Genomic DNA, 6,510 nt, shown 5'->3' with positions numbered 1-6,510 from the left:
ATCGCTTGAATAGCCATCCGCAATCACGCCGCCTTCACGAATTAATACCCCCGGTTCGGCTTGAATTGCCGCTTGTAGCAAGCTGGCAATGGCGGGTTCTGCATTCAGTGCGGCCGCTAAACCGCGAAATAAACCATTGTGCGGGAGCTGCTCGGCCAATTGCGGTAATACCTGCAAGCTACTGCGTAAACTGGCTAAATCACGGGGGCGGGCGCTGCGCAGTGCGATGCGCGAAACGATGCGCTCGATATCGGCGATTTCACGCAGGATTGGGTAGAGCGTTTCACAGCGCGCTTGCTCAATCAACGTGCTAATCGCGTCTTGCCGCTCGATGATTTTGCTGTGCTGACGCAATGGATGATGCAGCCAATGCGCCAATAGGCGCGAACCCATGCCTGTTGCGCATTGATCAAGTAAAGAAAACAGCGTGGGTGCGGTTTCGCCGCGAATGGTTTCGGTGATTTCAAGATTGCGCCGTGTGGCGGCATCCAGCTCAATGTATTGGGTGGTGCTTTCTACGCGCAGGCCATTGAGTGCCGGTAGCGAGCCGCCTTGCGTGCTGCGGACATAATCGAGCAAGGCACCCGCAGCGCCGAGAGCCAGCATGTCATTGCTCACGCCAAAGCCGCTTAAATCATGGACGCTAAAGTGCCGGCTTAGATTGCGCTGGGCGCTGTCGTTTTCAAATTGCCAGCTGGCAATCCGCCGCACTGGGATGCGTAGCTGATCGAGTAGTGCCAGCTCAGTGCCGTCAGGCACCAAGATTTCAGCCGGGCGCAGTCGCTCTAGTTCTGAGCTGATTTTTTCGACGTCAGAATCCATCAAAGCAAAATCGCCCGACGCCAATGACAGCCATGCCATGCCCAGTTTGCCTTTGACAAAACGTAACGCTAACAGGCGGTTTTCTTGTTTGTCGTCCAGTAGCGCCGCGTCGGTTAAAGTGCCCGGTGTGACCACGCGCATGACTTTGCGCTCGACCGGCCCTTTGCTGGTGGCGGGATCGCCAATTTGTTCACAAATGGCAATCGATTCGCCGAGTTTGACTAATTTAGCCAGATACGGTTCGAGCGAATGAAATGGAATGCCGCACATTTTGATCGGCTCACCGGCGCTACTGCCGCGGGTGGTGAGGGTGATATCGAGCAAGCGCGCCGCTTTAACCGCATCCTCATAAAACAACTCGTAAAAATCCCCCATGCGATAGAACACCAGTTTGTCGGTGTGATCGGCCTTGAGCGAAAAATATTGCGCCATCATGGGGGTTGGTTTTAAGTCTTTGTTTTTGTTCAATTTTAATTCGTCACTCTAAAGTTTATTTGCTGGCGCGATTGCCACCGTGATGGGTGAGCAGGATACCACTTGTTGCCTTTTCAATCACTGGCTGTGGCACTATTTTGCCCAGGCTTGAGTCGCAATATTGGACATGTCCGGTCTTGTGATGTGGGTTGTGATGTGGGAATAAAAGTACTCAAAGCTCCTTGTAAGGGCGCTTTGAGTGCTTCGGTGTGGGTGTTGTTCGCAAGGGAGAGAACAAAGCCTTGTGTTTGTCGTGTTGATGGGTGCGACTGTAACAAGGCCTTTGGCCAAAACTTTAGGTGTGTAGAGGGGATGTATTCATCAGATGAGCTTCATCAGTATGGCTTAGCGACAGATACCGCTCGTATTGCTTGAGAACGTCGGCAATGAGCTCGGCTTGTCTTAGGTATTCAACGTTATAGCCTTTACGGCCATCGGCAAAAAAAGTCATTGGCTCGATGCTGAGTTTGCGATCACTGGCTGGCAGCGAGATCTGGCTGAGGGCAAAGCTAGCCATTGGCCGTGTTTCTGCGCGAACGCCGTACACAAAGTCACGCATGCCATTTTGTGGTAAGACCAATGCAATGCAATGTTCATTGTCGCGCTGGATTGTTGCATGACAGCCTTGCTGGCGCATTTCGTCGGCAATTGTGTTGAGTGCAGGCTCGACAATGGTCGTAATGAATTGATTGACATCGGTTTGGCTGGACTGTCGCAAAATATGCTCTAGACGCATTTTCCAATGCTCACCATTCCAAAAAGTGCTGGTTGGGCTCAGTGCTTGTTGGCTATGGCGTTGATCCGAGGCTAAGCCGCGCCATAAAGAATAGGCCAATAAAATAATAATCACTGTGAAGGGCAGTGCTGCGATTAAAGTCATGGTCATTAATGCTTTTTGTCCACCAGTCCAAAGCAAAATGCTGGCGGTCGTGCCCAAGATAAATACCCATAATAGCCGCTGCCAAATAGGGGATTTTTGTTCACTTTTAGAGGCTAGAGAATCAAGCATCAAGGCGCCAGAGTCGGCAGAGGTTACAAAAAACACGGCAATCAGCAGGAGTGATAAGGCTGAAGCCAATGCGGGCAAGGGAAGGTATTGGAAAAAATTAAATAATAAAGCATCAATATTGCCCGAGGTGGCAGAGAGCGCCCCATTGGCCACGTGCATATCAAACCAGATGACGCTGTTGCCAAAAACGGTCATCCATAAAAAGGTAAAGGCACTTGGAATTAAAATCACGCCAACCACAAACTCGCGAATAGTGCGGCCACGAGAAATTTTGGCAATAAATAGCCCCACAAAAGGCGACCAAGAAATCCACCAAGCCCAATATAAAATGGTCCAGTCGGTAAACCAGCTTTGACTTGTCGTGTCGGCATAGGCAAAGGTACGGAAGGTCAGGCTGCCAAAATTGCCAATGTATTGGGATACATTTTCAGCCATTGCCGAAAGTAAAAATAAGGTTGGGCCGGTGAATAATACGAATAAAAGGAGTGCAAGTGCCAAGAACAGATTGAGCTCGGAAAGACGGCGTACGCCTTTACCAATGCCTGTTGCCGCAGATAAGCCGGCGAGTATCATCACCGTAGCAATGATCAGTAATTGAATCGAAAATCCGCTGGTATCCCAGCCGGTGAGTCGGCTGATCCCTGCGGCCAATTGACCTGCTCCTAGACCAACCGAAGGCGCTAAGCCAAATAAGGTGCAGCATAAGGCAAAAATATCGACCGCATGGCCAATTGGGCCGTTGATCTTTTCTTTTAGAATTGGATATAAACCAGAGCGTAATGTGAGGGGCAAATTATAGCGATAGCCAAAATAGGCTAGCACTAGGCCCACTAAGCCATAAACTGCCCATGCATGAAAGCCCCAGTGTAAAAAGGTGCTATTCATGGCTTCGCCAGCGGCAGCCATGGTTTTGGCTTCGGTAGTGGGCGGCGAGACAAAGTGCTGTAAGGGCTCGCCAACGCCGTAATACATCAAACCAATTCCCATTCCGGCAGCAAACAGCATGGCTAGCCAGGATAGGAAACTATATTCTGGTTCGGAGTCATCACGACCAAGCCGAATGTTGCCAAAGCTACTGACTGCTAGGCCGATTAGAAAAATAAAAACTCCAGAAACGGCAAAAATATAAAACCAAGAAAAATGCTGCGTAATCCAAGCTTGGGTAGCGACAAATTGTTGTTCAGCATGCTGTGTGGCTAGAGTGCAATACGCGAGCAAACTGATGATGATGACTAAACTAGGGATAAAAACAGGCAGACGAAAAGTATGCGCAGACAGACGTTGAATCATTATTTACCACCGTGAAGTGGCTCCTCGATCTCGCATGAGAAGATACTCGGGAAGTCTAACTTACAAGATGAGGAGCGATGCGTCGTGCGAGGACTTCTTTGCAAAAGAAGCGCTTGATGTTGAAAGGTGACTAGAAGACTTTAGCAATTTATTCGTAATGACTCTGTGACAAATTCCCTAATTGCATGAATAGCTTGGGTGTTGTATTGACGTTACCCGTAACAATTTGATGGCTTTGTCAGTGTGTTGAGCGAGTCAGTTACCGCAGGGGCATTGTTAGCTTCTGTTGACGTTTGGTTTGCCTGCGCGGCGAAAAAAACGTCAACAAAATCTAGATGTTTCGTAAGGAAGACTGCATCTGCATTGGGGTATATACACCCCGTTTTCGTGAGCGGACTGCATTAACGGCACCCTATGATGCTAAAGAGCTGATCATGGGATGCCGTAGATGATGATTCATCGCCTTTATTTGCAGCTGGGCAAATTGGGGTGATTGGCTTGCCAAATCGGCAGCCAGCCGATTTGATCGGCGGCAACTTGAAAATCAGCGTGAACGCCAAGACCGGGCACGGCAGCCAGTTGGCCGTTAAGGTAAATCAGCGGCGTAGTTTCGCGTAGCCATGGTGCAATGCCAAGGACTTGGCAGTGGGCTTTGAGCGAGCGCGTTGGGCGATTGGCTGCCAGTCTGAGGCTTTCGCCGCCAGAGCGGCCGGCGATACGGTAGCCTTGCTGCAAAAAGCGCAGATCAATGCCGTGTTCTGCTTCAATCCAGCGCAGTTCGCCATGCCAATCGGCAATCTGCGGCGCGTCTTGCCATTGGCGATCTAATTCAGGGCCCGGGTTTAAGCTGGCGCGCGTAATATGCAATGCGCCACGATAGCGGCGAATCGCGGCATTACGCCAAACAAGCGCAGGACAGGTGTCGCTGGCGGCGTCAAAAGTGACGCGCAGTAGTTCGTCAAATGCCCGCAATTCAAGCGTAATGCCGTGGGTATCGAGCCAGTGATGCAAGGCATTGCGTTGCCGCGCAGCACTGAGCTGTTGAAATGGCGCAAGTTGCAAAGCCTGCTCTTGCACGCACAGCACGAGGTCTTCTTGGGCACGCTCTAATAAAATCGCCGCAGCATCACCTTGATGTATTGCGCTACGGGCAATAGTGGCGATGGCTTTGGGGTTAATACCCTCAAGTAAAGGGATCAGCTCATGGCGGATTTTATTGCGTTTAAAGGCCGTGTTTTGATTGCTTTCGTCTTCCACCCACGTCAACTGATGGGCATTGGCGTAGTCCAGCAAGGCCGAACGTGGCAACTGCAACAAAGGGCGTAACACGTCGGTGTTCGCGTTCAGCGCCCGCACGGGTTTCATAGCAGATAGGCCCGCTGGGCCGCTGCCGCGCAGCAAATTGATTAACAGCGTTTCGCTTTGATCGTTTTGATGGTGGGCGAGCACGATGGCATCGCAAGCTTGCTCGCTAAACGCACGATACCGCGCGGTACGGGCATTGCTTTCAACGCCGAGTCCAGTATCTTGCGATACGTTGACGTGTGCTATTTGGCAAGGAATCTGGAGTGCTTGGCAAAAATCGCGTGCATGTTCGGCCCAAGCGTCAGCATTGGGCGATAAGCCATGGTGAACATGAATGGCGCTTAAGCTAAAGCCCAGTTCAGTTTGCTGCTGACTGAGCCAGTGCAGCAGTACGCTGGAATCCAATCCGGCTGAAAAGCCAACGCATAAGCGAGTCGGGGAGGGCTGCGATTGAAAACGGGGGCCTTGGCCCCCGTTGCAGCAAAAGTCACCAAGGGCGGCTGATGCGGCAAGCCAGCCCTCGTGATTGAATGTCGTTTTAGGCGACGGATTCTTCTTTAAATTTGCCATATTCCATTAGACGCTCAAAGCGATCATCGAGAAGTTGATCAATCGATTTGGCTTGTAAGTTTTTAAGCCCATCGGCAATGGTTTTTTTCATTGCGCTCATCATCAGTTGATAGTCGCGATGTGCGCCGCCAACGGGTTCACTAATCACTTTATCGACTAAACCGAGGGTTTTTAAGCGGGTTGCGGTGATACCAAGGGCTTCGGCCGCATCGGAGGCACGCTCGGCGGTTTTCCACAAAATGGTGGCGCAGCCTTCAGGAGAAATCACTGAATACGTTGAATATTGCAACATTTGTACAATATCGCCGACGGCAATCGCCAGTGCACCGCCCGAGCCGCCTTCACCAATAATGGTACAGATGGTCGGTACGCGCAGTTTGGCCATTTCAAATAAATTGCGACCAATCGCTTCGGACTGTCCACGCTCTTCAGCGCCGATACCAGGGTAAGCACCCGGCGTATCAATAAAGGTGATGACGGGAATGTTGAATTTTTCTGCCAATTTCATCATGCGCAAGGCTTTGCGGTAGCCTTCTGGGCGTGGCATGCCGAAATTACGTAAGATTTTTTCTTTGGTATCGCGCCCTTTTTGGTGGCCGATGACCATGACACTTTGACCATTAAAGCGAGCCAAACCGCCCACAATCGCTAAGTCATCGGCAAAAGCGCGATCACCATGCAATTCTTGAAAGTCAGTAAAAATACCAGCGATATAGTCGTAGGTATATGGACGCTGCGGATGGCGCGCCACTTGAGAAATTTGCCACGGCGACAGTTTGGCGTAGATCGTTTTAGTGAGCTCTTGGCTCTTTTTTTCTAAATGCGAAATTTCAACTGAGATATCTACTGCCGAATCGTCCTGCACGTAGCGCAGTTCTTCGATCTTGTTTTCGAGTTCGGCTACAGATTGCTCGAAGTCGAGGAAGGTCGTTTTCATGCTCTTCATACTCCAGAAGTGCCACTTACAAATAGCGCACGCGCGCAACTAGCCAGTATGGCCAGCGCGTAAAATGGCGCAATCATACAGCAAGCACGGCTGC

3 protein-coding genes and 1 pseudogene are annotated in these 6,510 nt (G+C 50.7%); all 4 read right to left on the bottom strand.

Annotated features, from left to right (window positions below):
- Positions 1-1,290 (bottom strand): annotated as a pseudogene (locus Q0V82_RS12675) (DNA mismatch repair protein MutS); the annotation flags it as partial.
- A 301-nt stretch (positions 1,291-1,591) separates the two neighbouring features.
- Entirely contained in the window at positions 1,592-3,595 is a 2,004-nt protein-coding gene (locus Q0V82_RS12670; protein ID WP_297576293.1) for a BCCT family transporter, read from the bottom strand.
- Positions 3,596-4,060: 465 nt separating this feature from the next.
- Complete coding sequence (gene tilS / locus Q0V82_RS12665; RefSeq protein WP_297576290.1) at positions 4,061-5,470, bottom strand: tRNA lysidine(34) synthetase TilS; 1,410 nt, start codon at positions 5,468-5,470, stop codon at positions 4,061-4,063.
- Entirely contained in the window at positions 5,439-6,407 is a 969-nt protein-coding gene (locus tag Q0V82_RS12660; protein ID WP_297576288.1) for an acetyl-CoA carboxylase carboxyltransferase subunit alpha, read from the bottom strand. Before Q0V82_RS12660 ends, tilS begins: the two co-directional genes overlap by 32 nt.
- Positions 6,408-6,510: the final 103 nt, after the last annotated feature.

Origin of the sequence: uncultured Deefgea sp. (assembly GCF_947072475.1) — a bacterium.
In the GTDB taxonomy this organism is placed as follows: domain Bacteria; phylum Pseudomonadota; class Gammaproteobacteria; order Burkholderiales; family Chitinibacteraceae; genus Deefgea.
The sequence above is the reverse complement of the archived record's forward strand: the minus strand, read 5'-3'. Positions and strand labels throughout refer to the sequence as shown.